The 15,326-nt window shown below is 44.2% G+C and carries 15 protein-coding genes; 9 read left to right on the forward strand and 6 right to left on the reverse strand.

All coding sequences use genetic code 11. The features are described from left to right. The first annotated feature begins 79 nt into the window (after positions 1-79). Entirely contained in the window at positions 80-367 is a 288-nt protein-coding gene (locus BJP37_RS31360) for a zinc ribbon domain-containing protein (protein ID WP_438941546.1), read from the forward strand. Here the strand turns inward: BJP37_RS31360 and BJP37_RS41770 are convergent. Beyond that, entirely contained in the window at positions 300-467 is a 168-nt protein-coding gene (locus tag BJP37_RS41770) for a hypothetical protein (RefSeq protein WP_198954367.1), read from the reverse strand. The genes BJP37_RS31360 and BJP37_RS41770 overlap by 68 nt on opposite strands. 532 nt (positions 468-999) lie before the next feature. Between BJP37_RS41770 and BJP37_RS31365 the strand changes: the two genes are divergently transcribed. Beyond that, the gene (locus BJP37_RS31365; RefSeq protein ID WP_075904819.1) at positions 1,000-1,992 is read left to right on the forward strand and encodes a ribose-phosphate pyrophosphokinase; all 993 of its coding nucleotides are present in this window, start codon (positions 1,000-1,002) and stop codon (positions 1,990-1,992) included. 139 nt (positions 1,993-2,131) lie between these two features. Here the strand turns inward: BJP37_RS31365 and BJP37_RS31370 are convergent, their stop codons facing one another. Continuing rightward, positions 2,132-3,550 (reverse strand): DUF4335 domain-containing protein, encoded by a 1,419-nt coding sequence (locus BJP37_RS31370; RefSeq protein WP_075904821.1) that lies wholly within the window; start codon positions 3,548-3,550, stop codon positions 2,132-2,134. Positions 3,551-3,717: 167 nt separating this feature from the next. Then, positions 3,718-4,323 carry a DUF3038 domain-containing protein gene (locus BJP37_RS31375; RefSeq protein WP_075904823.1) on the reverse strand — a complete coding sequence of 202 codons (606 nt, stop codon included), beginning with the start codon at positions 4,321-4,323 and terminating at the stop codon, positions 3,718-3,720. 176 nt (positions 4,324-4,499) lie between these two features. Between BJP37_RS31375 and BJP37_RS31380 the strand changes: the two genes are divergently transcribed. The 3 genes from BJP37_RS31380 to BJP37_RS31390 all read left to right on the forward strand — a co-directional run bounded on the left by BJP37_RS31380 (position 4,500) and on the right by BJP37_RS31390 (position 7,093). Then, positions 4,500-5,018 (forward strand): adenine phosphoribosyltransferase, encoded by a 519-nt coding sequence (locus tag BJP37_RS31380; protein WP_075904825.1) that lies wholly within the window; start codon positions 4,500-4,502, stop codon positions 5,016-5,018. Between the two features lie 160 nt (positions 5,019-5,178). Further along, complete coding sequence (locus BJP37_RS31385) at positions 5,179-6,243, forward strand: ABC transporter permease (RefSeq protein WP_075904827.1); 1,065 nt, start codon at positions 5,179-5,181, stop codon at positions 6,241-6,243. A gap of 556 nt (positions 6,244-6,799) precedes the next feature. Then, positions 6,800-7,093 (forward strand): hypothetical protein, encoded by a 294-nt coding sequence (locus BJP37_RS31390; RefSeq protein WP_075904829.1) that lies wholly within the window; start codon positions 6,800-6,802, stop codon positions 7,091-7,093. Positions 7,094-7,121: 28 nt separating this feature from the next. Here the strand turns inward: BJP37_RS31390 and BJP37_RS37885 are convergent, their stop codons facing one another. Continuing rightward, complete coding sequence (locus tag BJP37_RS37885; protein WP_143727885.1) at positions 7,122-7,307, reverse strand: hypothetical protein; 186 nt, start codon at positions 7,305-7,307, stop codon at positions 7,122-7,124. Between the two features lie 71 nt (positions 7,308-7,378). Between BJP37_RS37885 and fusA the strand changes: the two genes are divergently transcribed. Beyond that, the gene (fusA, locus tag BJP37_RS31395) at positions 7,379-9,466 is read left to right on the forward strand and encodes an elongation factor G (protein WP_075904831.1); all 2,088 of its coding nucleotides are present in this window, start codon (positions 7,379-7,381) and stop codon (positions 9,464-9,466) included. Positions 9,467-9,531: 65 nt separating this feature from the next. On the opposite strand, the gene BJP37_RS31400 is transcribed toward fusA, so the two are convergent. Continuing rightward, a complete protein-coding gene (locus tag BJP37_RS31400) occupies positions 9,532-11,268 on the reverse strand; it encodes a glycoside hydrolase family 9 protein (protein ID WP_075904833.1) in 1,737 nt (578 codons plus the stop codon). 30 nt (positions 11,269-11,298) lie between these two features. Further along, positions 11,299-12,081 (reverse strand): 3-methyl-2-oxobutanoate hydroxymethyltransferase, encoded by a 783-nt coding sequence (gene panB, locus BJP37_RS31405; protein WP_075904835.1) that lies wholly within the window; start codon positions 12,079-12,081, stop codon positions 11,299-11,301. 408 nt (positions 12,082-12,489) lie between these two features. Here panB and BJP37_RS31410 point away from each other — a divergent pair, with 408 nt between their 5' ends. From BJP37_RS31410 to hpsU, 3 genes are all read left to right on the forward strand, one after another. Beyond that, the gene (locus BJP37_RS31410; protein WP_075904837.1) at positions 12,490-13,443 is read left to right on the forward strand and encodes a glycosyltransferase family 2 protein; all 954 of its coding nucleotides are present in this window, start codon (positions 12,490-12,492) and stop codon (positions 13,441-13,443) included. 263 nt (positions 13,444-13,706) lie between these two features. Next, positions 13,707-14,660 (forward strand): glycosyltransferase family 2 protein, encoded by a 954-nt coding sequence (locus BJP37_RS31415; protein WP_075904839.1) that lies wholly within the window; start codon positions 13,707-13,709, stop codon positions 14,658-14,660. 9 nt (positions 14,661-14,669) lie between these two features. After that, complete coding sequence (gene hpsU / locus BJP37_RS31420; protein WP_075904841.1) at positions 14,670-15,293, forward strand: hormogonium polysaccharide biosynthesis acetyltransferase HpsU; 624 nt, start codon at positions 14,670-14,672, stop codon at positions 15,291-15,293. Positions 15,294-15,326 lie beyond the last annotated feature (33 nt).

Raw genomic sequence — 15,326 nt, forward strand, 5'->3', positions numbered from 1 at the left:
ATTTGGTCAATTTAAGATATATCAAGGGTTACAGGGCGCTTGTCGCCCCCCCAGGCATTTTGGTAAAAAATTTTGCAGGATAACTGTCGCAGTAAATCCTGCTTATACAAGCCAAAATTGTTCTGAATGCGGCGAGGTCGTGAAGAAGTCACTGTCAACCAGGACTCACATCTGTAAGTGTGGCTGTGAATTAGACAGGGATCACAATGCCGCAGTCAACATCCTTAACAGAGCCTTAGGTACGGTGGGGCACATCGGAACCTTGGTCACAGACCAGAACGCTTGTGGAGAATTGGCCTCTACTCTTCCTGACTCCGGTTTGGTTGAGCAAGCTGACTCGTTGAAGCAAGAATCCCCGCGTCTTTAGACCGGGGAGTGTCAAGTTGCTTTGGAACTCCATCGATGGATTCCAACCGTTCCGTTGAGCCACAGAGTTGAGCCACAGATAAGTTGATCACTATATACATCAAGGTTTACCCAAAACTAGACTCTAAACACCCTTATGGTGTAGGATACCGAATTAGACCTTACAAGTATAGTTATTGCGTAATTGCTGTAGGGAATAGTAAATAGGGAATAGGGAATAGTAAATAAATAGGGAATAGGTAAAAAATTCTCTGTACCTAATGAATAGGAGAACCGCTATATATGTTGTTCGGGTTTATTAGAACATCACTACATGTTCATTGCTATCTTATTTTGGGGTAGAACTATCTTAAATAACTACCTTACTTGAGTAGATATACAGTTGTTCTAATTAAGTACAATAGTTAATTTTCGTATTTTAGTAAGAAACTTAAAAAAAACTGCTTGAGTTCTCAGGTTCGTATGATAGCAAGACACTATATATAGTGTCTTTAGTCAACACCTCTGTCAGGTCAACGCTATAAAAATTAATAAAATATTAATTAAATTTAAATAAATAATTATAAAAATTATTATAAAAAGGATATTCTTAGAATGTTAAGATCGCGTTGAAATAAGCTTCGAGGGTTTGCTGTGAGCAGTTCAGTTACTTTAGAGCTTCAACCTATTCTGCCCCAGATTGCCGCTAACAATCGTTTAAGACTATTTTCTGGTTCGGCAAATGTTTCCCTTTCTCAGGAAGTAGCACGTTATCTAGGCCTCGACTTGGGACCGATGCTACGGAAACGATTTGCTGATGGGGAGCTCTATGTCCAAATTCAAGAATCGATCAGAGGGTGTGATGTTTACCTGATTCAACCGACTTGCTATCCGGTGAATGATTACCTGATGGAGTTACTCATTATGATCGATGCTTGCCGTCGAGCCTCAGCGCGGCAAGTTACTGCTGTGATTCCTTACTATGGTTATGCGCGAGCAGACCGTAAAACGGCGGGGCGTGAGTCCATTACAGCCAAGCTGGTGGCTAACCTGATTACTGGAGCTGGTGCTAATCGCATTTTGGCAATGGATTTGCACTCCGCTCAAATTCAAGGTTATTTCGATATCCCCTGTGACCATGTCTACGGTTCACCAGTATTGCTACAATATCTGGCTTCTAAGCACCTAAGTGATCTAGTAGTAGTTTCGCCGGACGTTGGTGGTGTGGCTAGAGCCAGAGCCTTTGCCAAAAAGCTATATGATGCCCCCCTTGCCATTATTGACAAGCGCAGGCAAGCTCACAATATCGCTGAAGTGATGAATGTGATTGGGGATGTCAAGGGTAAAACTGCGGTGCTAGTCGATGATATGATTGACACTGCTGGCACGATTTGTGAAGCTGGCAAAGTACTGCGTCAAGAAGGGGCTCGCCAAGTCTATGCTTGTGCAACCCATGCCGTGTTTTCGCCACCAGCTATAGAGCGCCTCTCTAGTGGAGTGTTTGAAGAAGTAATTGTTACCAATACTATTCCACTACCAGAAGCCAAACGGTTTCCACAGCTGACAGTGCTTTCAGTGGCTAACTTATTGGGTGAAACCATCTGGCGTATTCATGAAGACTCTTCTGTCAGCAGTATGTTTCGTTGAAAATCCCCCCTACTCCAGGGGGGATTTTAATTTTAAAAAGTTGTATTGAGTGTTGAGTTTTGAATAGATACAAGCAATGGTTAACGGTCAACCAATAATGCAACTGGGTATCAGCCAAGGTTCAATTAGCCACAGGAAATTATTGCTTGCTCCTGTAGGGACTAACATCTAACTCACCATTAGTTTTAAACACTACTCGAAAATGACCAAGGGGCTTCTGGGGTACTAACCCAGTCCCTTCGCCACCAATGCCAGCTGCTGCTGGCTTGATTAGGCGTTCTAGAGGAGTTTCTTGGGAGTAATCCCAAGACTCTTTATCAATTGCTTCATAATCAGCAATGATACCCTCTTCAGTCACACCTACCCGATACGTTAAATCTTGAGGATAGCTGGAGGTTTTATTCCAACTGTCACGAATTTGCTGAGACACCTTGCCTTTCAAATCGTTCATGACAGCGCTGTCAGTAATTTCTGGACCTAGGGTAATCTTACCCATATAACCATTCCAAGGACTGATTTCGAGAATCCCTTCGTCTTCCCCTTGTTTAAATAACACCTGAAACTGAGCAATAGGTTCTTGGGTAGCAATATTGCCTGTAGTTTTGGTGTACAGCAATTCAGGTAGGGGGGTTTGCTCTGCCCCATCCAAGGGTGTGCCCTTAACGGGTTTGTAGCCTAAAATCGCGCCATCTCTGCCAACACTAACCTGATATTTTAAATTCCCAGCAAACTGTTCCCGGTTCCCCCAAGTTCGAAAAATTCGCTTTTGCAGGCTTCTTTGTATATACCGCAACTCTGTGGGATCAGTAATTTCTGGTGCAGTTGTGAGCACTTTTTCTAGCTCCTCGATGGAGAGTGGTGTTCCCTTTGGTGTTGGTGTTGGTGTTACCTGAGGGTCACTCTCCCCAGTTGGGGTAGTAGTTTCATTGGCATTTTCCTGTGATAAGGAAGGTTCGGGTTCCCGTACTTCTGGAATCGGTACAAAGAAAAATGCGATCGCAGCTAGAGCCAAACTTGCCATGCCCAGTGCAGCGGGGGCAGTACGCTCGGTTACGGGTTTTTCAGCTTGGCGATAGTGCTTAGAAACGGGCTGCAACGAAACACTAATATCTGGTAAGGTTCGTCCATCAGCCAAAAACTGGTCAATCGCCTCAACCAAGTCAAACAACTGCACTGTGTTCAAATCTACATGGAGAGGTTTAGCTGAGTTGGTCATTGCTCCTGACCCAGAAGTATCTAGCAGTGTCAGTCGATGCAAATTCTTGTCCTCGACTTTCTGCAGATGCACCTTAGCTGGTTTCTCACTATGGGGTTGGGGGTGAGGCACTTTAGACAAAAATTGCTGAGCATAGCTGCTTACACTATGTACCAAGTCCTCAAAAAAATCCCGCCCACCACTGAGGGGTTGGTTCATAGCCCCTAAATGGCATTCCGCATTAGTTAGAGTTGTCAGCAATGGTCGGGGATCTGGCTGTAACCCACCCCCTGTGGTACTATTACTCCAACCCTCCAGGATAAGGGTACAGTTGGGAAGACTGTACTGGCGTCGAATTGTCATCGGCTGTTCCTGCTGAAAAATCCCCTTCAACCTCTTAGACTAGCATTGAGGGAATGGGTAATGGATAATGGGTAATGAATAATGGGTAATTGATAATGGCTAATTGATAAGTCACCTGACTATTACTTGATACTTGATGGCATGGCGATAATCAGCAACGGCAACATTCAAGGCAATTCCCCATCAAACAAACTAGTCCATAATCTTTGTCTTCCAGAAGTGCCTGTACAGAACAGAAGCTCACTCAATAGAGAAATTGCCAGTTGATTCAACTTTTCTTCAGAGTTATAGGCAGCAACTTTAGAGCGACGGGGATTCATCCGGCTGCGAAAATGAGCCTGGAACCTTTCCAAATACTTAGATAGGCGAAAATGTTGTTCTAGAGGTACCTGCTTTTCCAGCAGTTGTTCATAAGCCGTCAACAACTGCCGAATCAGAACGGTCATTCGGCGTGCCATATGACTAGCAATCACCACTAAAGCCTTAGCTTCTTCTGGACTTAGAGGACGTCGTGTGTAAGAGCGCCGCCAGGGATTGGTAGAGCGCATACGCCACAGAACAACACGATTTTTAATAATGTCCTGAAGTTCCAGCTCTCTAGCCGCCAATAGCATCGCCTCAGAACCTCCCAGTTCGAGAGCTTCAATGGCGAGTAAAATTAGGTCAATATGCAGCCGAGTTCGTGGTGGACAGCCCTGAGCTGGAATCCTGAAATCAGGTAGACTATCTAAAATGATTGGCTTTGACTGGGAAGCAGGACTATTGGTCAGCATTACGGTCGATCGAAAGATTCACTCTCCTTGCGCTTATCCTAACAGTGAAAACCTCTTGAATAGATTTGTTCCAAGGAATCACCCAAGGTTCAGCTTTCTAGTGTACGCTTTTACAGAAAGGGAATGGCAAGCTATAGTTTGAGTCAAACCCCATTGATAACTAAGTTCACCTACCGATGGATTTAAAATCTCTGATTCGCGATATCCCTGACTTTCCTAAACCAGGGATTGTATTTAGGGATATCACTACCCTCCTGAGAAATCCAGAAGGACTGCGGTACACTATCGATACCTTAGCTCAAAAGTTTCAGCAAGCAGGAGTAGGAGCTGATTACGTTGTTGGTATGGAGTCTCGTGGTTTTATATTTGGACCACCCATAGCTTACCAACTCGGGGCTGGGTTTGTCCCAGTGCGCAAACCAGGTAAGCTACCAGCAGCGGTATACTCGGCTGAATATGATCTAGAATACGGCACAGATACGTTGGAAGTCCATCAAGATGCTTTCACACCTAACTCCCAGGTTGTGATTATTGATGATTTAATAGCTACTGGAGGAACGGCAGCAGCTACAGTCAAGCTGGTAGAACAAGCAGGCGGTCAAGTGGTAGGTCTTGGCTTTATCATCGAATTACGGGCTTTAGGTGGACGTCAGCAACTGCCTGATGTTCCCTTGATCACCCTGGTTGACTATTAGTTAACCATTACTTATTAGTCATTGCTCAAAAGATAAGTTTATAAGAATTAAGAATTAAGAATTAAGAATTAAGAATTAAGAATTAAGAATTAAGAATTAAGAATTAAGAATTAAAGGACTTTAAAGCAATGACGAATGACTAACAACTAACGACTATTATATGACTTCTTCTACTAGAGATTCTAGCATTATCAATCGGTTTGATGGGGCTTGGCATAGACTAAAACTTCTGGTCACGAGTGAGACCTTTCTATACGTGGTCAAGCGACTGTTGCAGGGTCTTTTGACCTTGCTGTTGGCATCTGCTCTAAGTTTTGCCATTATTCAGCTTGCACCAGGAGATTTTTTGGATACCCTCAGGCAAAATCCCAAAATTTCCCCAGAACGAATCGAGGAACTCAAGGAGCAATTTGGTTTAGATCAGCCAGCAATTGTTCAGTATTGGCGTTGGCTAGTACGAGTTGTGACCAAGTTTGACTTTGGTACTAGTTTCGCTTACTTCCGTCCTGTGTCATCTTTGTTATTAGAGCGGATACCAGCCACCTTACTCTTAGCCGTAGCCTCAATCTTTATTACTTGGGCGATCGCAATTCCTCTCGGTATCCTGGCTGCTGTTAATCAGAATCGAACCACTGACCGATTCCTGCAAGTCATTAGCTACACAGGTCAGGGTTTCCCCAGCCTAATCACTGCTCTGTTGCTGCTCATACTCGCCCAGAATCTTTCCCCCTTATTTCCTGTAGGTAGTATGACCAGTATCAATCATGATGATTTATCCGCCATTGGAAAGGTTTTGGATATTGGCTGGCATATGATTTTGCCAACTATAGCTTTATCGATTACTAGTTTTGCAGGTCTACAGCGAATTACTAGGGGTGAATTGCTGGATGTGCTACGGCAAGACTACATTCAGACCGCTCGTGCTAAGGGACTACCAGAAAATCGAGTTATTTATATCCATGCCTTGCGCAATGCTATCAATCCTCTGATTACCATCCTTGGCTTTGAGTTTGCTTCTCTACTCAGTGGCTCATTTATTGCTGAAATTTTCTTCAACTGGCCAGGTTTAGGTCGTTTGATTTTACAGGCGGTAACTGCTCAAGACCTCTATCTGGTAATGGGAAGCTTGATGATGGGGGCTACAATGCTGATTTTGGGGAATTTGTTAGCAGACTTGCTACTAAAAGTGGTTGATCCTCGAATTCGTCTAGAAGATTTGAAATAGACAATGTAAGCAATCAGCATAAGCGCTATGCGCACGCTACGCGAACAGCAATCAGCCATTAGCCAAAAGCCTATGCTTCAAAGCGTCGAAGTCTGTGCCATTCTACTTGAGGTGCGACAGTTTTTGAATAGAATAAGCTGAACGCTGACCGCTGACTGCTGAATACTTACTGTCCGAAATTCCCTTTTGAGGTCAATTTTTTTTGACAACCAAAATAGAATAAGACCTTTGATTAAATCAGGAAAAAAAACTGAAACTATTGTCCCTAATACCTCCTGCCTTATGCCTTCAGCATAGCTGCCTTGCTAACTCGCGGACGTGCCTCAGCACTATTTTCGTAAGTATTCAGCCGTCAGCGATCAGCTATCAGCTATCAGCTAATGCGCTACCCGCACGCTAATTGATGTGCTAGCAGACACTTTCACTGCACTGGGTCGGATGAGTAAAATGAGCAGGGATTTTCAAGCAGCAGTACCACTCAGTAAGCTGATTTTATACCTTCCGTTGATTAGCTGACTGCTGACTGCTGATAGCTGAATGCTTACCTATTTTCAAGATGTTCACCCAAATTCATTATCTGATTCTTTCTAGAAGGAACGGTCGTTATATAGTTGCCCAACCGAAAGCTGGTAGCCCAGAGGCTGGAGCTGGATATCTGTTGATGTTTCGCGAACACTTTGATGCCCTGAGTTATCTCAATACCCACGCTGCTGATTTAGCTGACGAATTTTCTGTAGAGTCGGTTTCAGGGAGTCAGTTGAAGAATTTGCTTGAACGGTGGGGGTTTGTTGGTGTGGGTGTTGTTCAAGATCCATTGGTTCCGCAAATTGAGTTTTTTTCTTACGGATAAGGGCTATTAGGTGACACAAGCAGACTATTCAACTAGCCCAAAAAATAGCGATCGCATTTTCCAAAGCTCTGTGGCTTGACTGTGGATAATTGATAGTCCTACAAACCGTCGTTCCCTGATTAATTTTTTTGAGCAGGCAATGATGGCGAGGGCTGGTTATTCTCTGATTGATATTTCCTCTTGCTTGTCCATCAGGATAACAATGATACCCCATCAGGGCATACTGTTGTTAATATGCATAGATTTTGTTTAAATTTTATTAAGGAGTAAATATAAGGAGTAACTATGAAAGACCTCACTGCTTATCGAAATATCGGTATCTTTGCTCACGTGGACGCAGGCAAGACAACTACAACAGAGAGGATACTAAAACTTACCGGGAAAATCCACAAAATTGGTGAGGTTCACGAAGGTGCAGCTACAACGGACTTTATGGAACAGGAACAAGAGCGCGGTATTACTATTCAGTCTGCCGCCACCAGTTGTTTCTGGAAAGACCACCAACTCAACATTATTGATACCCCAGGTCACGTAGACTTTACCATTGAAGTTTACCGTTCTCTGAAGGTTCTCGACGGTGGCGTTGGTGTTTTCTGTGGCTCAGGTGGTGTAGAACCCCAGTCAGAAACTAACTGGCGCTACGCCAATGACTCAAAAGTTGCTCGAATTATCTACGTAAACAAACTTGACCGTCTAGGGGCTGATTTCTACCGAGTTGTTAAGCAGGTAGAAGATGTCCTTGGTGCTAAGCCTCTGGTAATGGTACTGCCGATCGGAACTGAGAACGATTTTGTGGGTGTAGTGGATTTGCTAACCCGTAAGGCATGGGTATGGGATGAGTCTGGGGATCCCATGAACTATGAGCTTCAAGATGTTCCCGCCAACATGGTTGATGATGTGGAAACCTACCGCGAGCAGTTAATTGAAATGGCTGTGGAGCAGGATGACGAGGTGATGGAACAGTATCTAGAAGGGGAAGAACCAGATCTCGAAAGCCTTAAGCGTTGCATTCGCCAGGGAACTCGTGAGCTGGCTTTCTTCCCTACCTACTGCGGTTCATCCTTCAAGAATAAGGGAGTGCAGTTGGTACTTGATGCTGTAGTTGACTACCTGCCGAATCCCACTGAAGTCAAACCTCAGCCAGAAATCGATCTAGAAGGTAACGAAACCGGTACACTTGCCTATGTTGACCCAGAAAAACCTTTGCGTGCCTTGGCATTTAAGATCATGGATGACCGCTTTGGTGCTCTGACCTTTACCCGTATCTACTCAGGAACCTTATCCAAGGGTGACACAGTACTTAATACCTTCACCGGTAAAACTGAGCGTATTGGTCGTTTGGTAGAAATGCATGCGGATTCCAGGGAAGAAATTAACTCTGCCCAGGCAGGTGATATTGTTGCCATCGTTGGGATGAAAAATGTCCAGACTGGGCATACCCTCTGTGACCCGAAAAATCCTGCTACTCTTGAGCCGATGGTCTTCCCAGACCCCGTGATTTCCATTGCGATCGCACCTAAGAAAAAAGGTTCGTCTGAGAAAATGGGCATTGCCCTAAGCAAGATGGTTCAGGAAGACCCATCTTTCCACGTTGAAACTGACCAGGAAAGTGGCGAAACGATCATTAAGGGCATGGGTGAGCTGCACCTAGACATTAAGGTTGATATCCTGAAACGGACTCATGGCGTTGATGTGGAGGTAGGTAAGCCCCAGGTGGCATACCGTGAATCCATTACTAAGCGCATCGAAGACAGCTATACCCACAAGAAGCAGTCTGGTGGTTCTGGTCAATATGGTAAAATCGATTACGTTATTGAACCTGGTGAAACCGGTACTGGCTTCCAGTTTGAGTCCAAGGTCACTGGTGGTAATGTCCCCAGAGAATTTTGGCCTGCTGTGCAAAAGGGCTTTGAGAGCAGTATTCAAAAGGGTCTGTTGGCTGGATTCCCTTGTGTTGACTTCAAGGTTACCTTGACTGATGGTGCCTACCACCCCGTAGACTCATCGGCTATAGCCTTTGAAATTGCGGCCAGGGCTGCTTATCGGCAATCCTTTGGTAAGGCTTCACCTCAATTGTTAGAGCCAATTATGAAAGTGGATGTATTCACACCAGAAGATTACATGGGGGATGTAATTGGTGACCTCAATCGCCGCCGTGGGATGATTAAGTCTCAGGAGAAAACTCTTACTGGTGCTCGCATTAAGGCAGATGCACCGTTGAGTGAGATGTTTGGCTATATTGGTGACCTGCGTACTATGACATCCGGTCGTGGTCAGTTCTCAATGGAGTTCTCCCACTACGCCCCTTGCCCAAATAATGTGGCAGAAGAGGTAATTAAAGAAGTGAAGGAACGCGAGGAAGCCGCTAAATAATCTTTTGATTTAACCAGAGTTCCTGGCTGGTTTTGGACTGGCCAGGAACATCATGTTATCAATGATTAAGTCTGTGCCATCACCATGCCCATCAAGGCAATCACCGAAGCATTGTTATCAATAGCATATTCATTAGTAGCCCAAGACCGCTCATCATCCACATAACTCAACATTCCCAACCCTTTAGGCGCAATCCCATCCTGGGCATCAGTATTAGGACCCCCTACCATCAGACCAGGGATGACAATTCCTTTAGCTCGGGAAATCCGGTGATGTACATGACGCACCGAGTTGCTACCAACACCGGTAATAAAGCAAAGATTAAAATGATTGCGCCCCAGCAAATAATCTAACTGCTCAACAGCTGCCTTATAGTAGCCTCGATTCCCAGTGATGCGGTAGGCATAGAGTAGAGTAATTCCTTCTTCAGCTATCTTGTGATTAGATGCCCAATGGAATTTATTAATAGCTAAACGGTAGCCACTACGGTTAATCTTTTCCATCAGACTATCCGCCCTTCTCATCAGCCTAGCTGTGATTTCTAATTTCAGTTTGTCTGACCCCTTCCTTTGTTTCTGCACCAAATAGTTAACCATTGCTAGAGGAGAGGGATCTTTCCAACCAAACTCACCATAGTCGAAGGCGGTGATAGTTTTAGCTAAGTATTTCTCGTAGCTAGTCTTCCCTGTAGTAATATACAGTTCTACGGCTGCCCAGAAGCGGTCATCTTGATCGGTTTTTAAGGATTCTTGCTGATCCCACTCTCCAAAAAGATACTTACCTGAACCGGTGTCATCTCCTTCTTGCCAATCCACCTTCATAGATCGCTGTTTTCGGAGAAACCCCCAGGCTTTCTGTGCCGCTTGTAAGTAGGTTTGAGCCAGTTGCTTGTCAAAGGGAGTATAAACTCTAGCAGCCATTGCCATTACTGCTGCAAACTTGCCAGTTTCAGGTGTAGAGATACCAAAAGTGTACCGTGGCTGAGTATCTTGATTGGGTAGAATTTCCCCTGGCCAATTCTTTCCTGACAACTTGCGGTAGACAGCACCATCCTCCCGCTGCATCTTCAACAGCCAATCTAATCCTACTTTGACCTCATCGAGTAGATCAGGTCTACCATTGCCGCTTTCTGGTATAGTTAATTGGTTGTCCCTAAATAATTTAGGATATTGCTCGTACAAGCTTAACAACCGTCCGATGGTGACTGTCATTGGCGCAACATATTTAGCAAAATCCCCAGAATTATGCCAGCCACCTTGGGCAGATTTGAAGTCACCAGCTTTATGAAACTCATCGTTGTGGGCAATAATCCCATCTTTGAGATGGCAGGGGGGATGTTTTACTCCAGATACTGAATCATTTACAGCAACACCGCACCGTTGCAAATAGTATGACCGGAGTAGCTTTGTAAAGGTATCCTTATAGATTTGCTTACCAATGCCAAACGGATAAGACTGACTATAGCCGTATTTGAGGTAATAGCTACCTGATTTATCGAATTTAGTAAAATCAATAACTCTAATTTTATCATTACTGGCTTTATCGCTTACGGAATTTCCCAGGTTGGTCACAAAAACCGTTTTGTGAGTGATTAAATCAACCAGTTCAACCTGCTTGTTTTCCGAATTGGGGGCATTGATTAAGAAAGCCAACTTAGGCCCAGTTGGGTAATAACCTATTTGATTGATAACAATTTTTCCTCTAGCTGCTGGATTATAGGGTTGAGCATTAAGCTTGGAAAAAAATCCATAAGCGATCGCACTAATCCAGCCAATAAGAAAAAATCTTCTATCTATTTTCATCGTGAAGCTTTTACTTCAATGATATCTTGATTATGGGTCTAATGGAAATTTTCCAGAACGAACCTCAGTACTAAACTCCTGCACGGCTTGGGTAATTACCTGGCGCAAATTCCCATAAGACTTAGCAAAGGGTGGCTGGCGCTCGGAAAGCCCTAGTAAATCCGCTGTCACTAACACCTGCCCATCACAGTGGGGTCCAGCTCCAATGCCAATGGTGGGAATAGTTAATTTTTGTGTAATTGACCTTGCTAAATCCGGTGGAATATGTTCTAAAACGATAGCAAAGGCACCCGCTTGCTCCAATGCGATCGCATCCTGCAAAATCCGCTCCCCAGTTTCCGGTGTTTTTCCTTGTTGCCGTAAACCTAGCAGATTAATAGACTGGGGTGTTAAACCTACATGACCCATCACCGGAATTCCCACAGCCGTAAGCCTCCCCACGGTTTCAGCCATGGCAGGATATCCTCCCTCCAACTTCACTGCCACTGCCCCAGTTTCCTTCAACACTCGACCGGCAGAGTGGATTGCCTGCTGAGGACTTTCCTGATAACTCAAAAACGGCAAATCACAAACCACTAATGCCCGTTTAACACCGCGACACACCGCTTTGGCATGGTGAATCATGTCATCAAGGGTCACTGGCAGCGTTGTGGAGTAACCCAGCGTAACCATTGCTAGAGAATCCCCGACCATGATTATGTCTACTCCCGCTTCATCCAACAGCTGAGCGATCGCATAATCTGCAGCAGTCAGCACCACAATCTGGCGCTCCTGTTGTTTCCATTGATTCAACTGCTTGATAGTAACTGCCATAACCAATAAGAGTTTCGGTAAATTGGATTAATAATTCTCAAAGATGCTTATAAAAAGAGTAAACCGAAGTATGGGAATCTTTGCAAAGGTAAGTATTCAGCCGTCAGCCGTCAGCCGTCAGCCGTCAGCCTTCAACCTAATGCAGCGTGCGCCTAGGGCATAAGCTTAATGCTGATAGCTGATAGCTAATAGCTCATAACTGATAGCTGATAGCACCTCAAGTAGCGTGCGCTACGCGCACGCTAGGGGCATAGCCATTGGCCGTAGGGCAGGCTACTTGAGGTGCGAGCTTTTGAATAAAATAAGCTGACCACTGACCACTGACCACTGACCGCTGACCAAAGAAGGTTGAACAATACTGCTTGAGTAGGGAATACTAATAATGAAGCTTCTTCGATCAGGTTCCCTATGTCAGAGCCTCTAATTTCTGCCATCATCTGCACCCACAATCGCGAAGAATATTTGGGTGCCGCCATTGATAGCTTGCTACAGCAGGATTTTGCCGATTATGAAGTAATTGTGGTCGATAATGCCTCAAGCGATCGCACCCGTAACATAGTTGACCAACGCTTGGACAACTCTCGACTAAACTATGTTTATGAACCCGTACTTGGTTTATCCGTGGCTCGTAACACCGGGGCGGCCACTGCCCGTGCTGCTATTTTAGCTTATCTGGATGATGATGCGGTTGCCAGTGCCCGTTGGCTTAAGACAATTTACCAAGCTTATCAAAGTAACGAGAAACTAGCAATTGCTGGTGGTAAAGTAACCCTATTGTGGCCAGATGGCATTACCTCTCCCTCCTGGTTATCACCAGACCTAGCCGGAAATTTGGGAGCTTATGACCTAGGTGATTCCCTAAAAAAGATCCAAAATCCTGGTTTGACTCCCAGAGGTTTAAATTACTCGATCAGGCGGACTTTCCTGGAGGAAATCGGTGGTTTTGATGTCAATTTAGGTCGTGTGGGTAAAAATCTGTTATCTAATGAAGAGTTACATATGACAGAATTAGCTCTCCAGGATGGTTGGCAGGTTGCTTATCTGCCTGATGCTCTAGTAGCTCACAATGTTGCCCCAGAACGAATCAATAAACGTTGGTTTTTGAATCGTGGTTGGTGGCAAGGTATTAGCGAGTGTTACCGTGAACAATTGGTTGGTCGTGCTGGTACTGCCCAATTTTTACGGGGAGGTGAACGAATGATCCGAGGAATCTACAAATCCTTGAAGCACTTCCGCAATCCAGCTCTGCGCTTTGATAATTTGGTTTATGCCTATGGTCAAATCGGTTATCTGAGTGCAGTAATTAAAGGAATGCTACAAAGGAGCAACTCCTCTGTATCCCACAACCAGTCCAGTAATTAATGAGACTGGATAAGAGGTAATATTATATTATATAGCAATCCGTGTAGGAATTGAGAGAATTTTGATGCGATATTCCCTACTCCCAGATCCGCTGTTCCCAGATCCGCTGTTCCCTGTTCCCTTTGCTATAGCACAGATAATTTTGGTTGATTGTTGACTGTTAACTGTTGACTGATAAGCCTTAATTTTAGTTAAGGTTTGCTGTTAGTTATTCTAGGCCAATAGACTTTTCATAAAACTTCCACAATTGCAGGTGTTTAATTATGAAATCCCCTAACACTAAACTTCCGGTATCAGTTCTAATTCCAGCCAAAAATGAAGAAGCTAATTTACCAGCTTGTCTTGAGAGTGTTAATAGAGCGGATGAAGTCTTTGTTGTCGATTCCCAAAGTAGCGATCGCTCCATTGAAATTGTGGAAGAATACGGTGCAAACATAGTTCAATTCTATTTTGATGGGTTTTGGCCCAAAAAGAAAAATTGGAGCTTAGAAAATATTGAATTCCGTAATCAATGGGTATTAATTGTTGATTGTGACGAGCGCATTACTCCAGAACTTTGGGATGAAATTGCTGTGGCAATCGAAAATCCTGATTATAACGGCTACTATATCAATCGTAGAGTATTCTTCCTCGGGAAATGGATTCGCTTTGGTGGCAAATATCCAGACTGGAATCTACGGTTGTTTAAGCACGAAAAAGGTCGCTACGAAAACCTAAAAACGGAAGGAATTCCCAATACTGGAGACAACGAAGTCCATGAACACGTTGTCCTAGAAGGCAAAGCTGGCTATCTTGAAAATGATATGCTGCACATTGACTTTAAGGACATTTACCATTGGCTAGAACGGCACAATCGCTACTCCAATTGGGAAGCTCGTGTCTATCTGAATCTACTAACAGGTAAAGATGACTCTGGCACCATCGGGGGAAATCTATTTGGAGACGCAGTGCAGCGTAAGCGGTTTCTGAAAAAAATCTGGGTTCGACTACCGTTTAAACCATTACTGCGGTTTATTTTGTTTTACTTTATCCAGCTGGGCTTTTTAGATGGAAAAGCTGGGTACATTTATGGACGCCTGTTGAGTCAGTATGAATATCAAATTGGTGTCAAACTCTATGAGTTACAAAAGTTTAGCGGTAAGCTGAATGTAGAAAAAACTGAACCAGCACAGACACCAGTAACGCCAAAGCCATCAGTTGTCTCTACAAATACCTGAGTCTAAATTATGACTAATGACTTAAGTAAACTACCAGCGTTAGATTTAGAACCCTTAGTGGATTTACGCCAGTACGACCAATCTTGGTTTGACCGAGGACGTCCGGGCTGGTTAATCTTACTCTGGTGGTTAGTGCAAGCGATCGCATTTCCCTTAAGTCCTCATAACTTCAATGGTTTCCGCCGATGGCTGTTACAACTATTTGGAGCCAAGATTGGTACTAATGTGATCATTCGACCCACGGCTCGTTTTACTTACCCGTGGAAAGTAGAAGTTGGTGACTATAGTTGGATTGGGGATGATGTGGTTTTATACAGCTTGGATAGAATTCGCATTGGTAGTCATTGCGTTATTTCTCAAAAATGTTACCTCTGTACTGGTAGCCACGATATGAAAGACCCAGCCTTTGGTTTAATCACATCTGAGATTAGTGTTGGTAATGGAGCCTGGATTGCCGCCGATTGTTTCGTTGCTCCCGGTGTCCAAATTGGAGCCAATGCTGTTATTGGTGCTCGCAGCAGTGTGTTTAGTAATATCCCAGAGCAGCAAGTATGCTGGGGAATACCAGCACGTCCCCGCTATCGACGGGAAATCCAGGAGATGGGGAATAGGGAATTAAGAATTAAGAATTAAGAATTAAGAATTAAGAATTAAGAATTAAGAAGT

Source organism: Moorena bouillonii PNG, assembly GCF_001942495.1.
Classification (GTDB): Bacteria; Cyanobacteriota; Cyanobacteriia; order Cyanobacteriales; family Coleofasciculaceae; genus Moorena; species Moorena bouillonii.